Here is a 315-nt window from a genome sequence, read left to right as displayed (position 1 = left end):
TGCGGGCGGCCCGCGCCTCCTGCGCGGCGACCATGCCGTGCCGGGCAAGTACCGGCAGCATGCGGGCATCGTCGGCCAGGATCGGCGCGTCCGCGGCGGGCGGCGCATTCGCTGCCGGCGGCGCAGCCACTGCCGGCGGCGCAGCCACTGCCGGCGGCGCCTGGGCGGCGGCGGGGCCTGTCAGTGCGAGGAGGAGCGCGAGGGCGGCGCGGATCGTCTGGGTCAGGGAGCCTCCGGGACGGCTCCGGACCGGCCCGGAGACGCTGTCCGCCCGCACGGAACCTGCTCTCTCGGCGCGCCCGGTCAAGGTCTCGC

Annotated in this window: 1 pseudogene; it reads right to left on the bottom strand. The window is 78.7% G+C overall.

Going from position 1 to position 315, the window contains the following annotated elements:
- Positions 1–277 (bottom strand): annotated as a pseudogene (locus WDW90_RS38645) (hypothetical protein); the annotation flags it as partial.
- Between the last annotated feature and the right edge of the window lie 38 nt (positions 278–315).

The sequence above is a fragment of the Methylobacterium nigriterrae genome (assembly GCF_037106235.1).
GTDB classification, from domain to species: domain Bacteria; phylum Pseudomonadota; class Alphaproteobacteria; order Rhizobiales; family Beijerinckiaceae; genus Methylobacterium; species Methylobacterium nigriterrae.
Note: the sequence above shows the minus strand (reverse complement) of the source record. Positions and strands in the feature narration are given on the sequence as shown.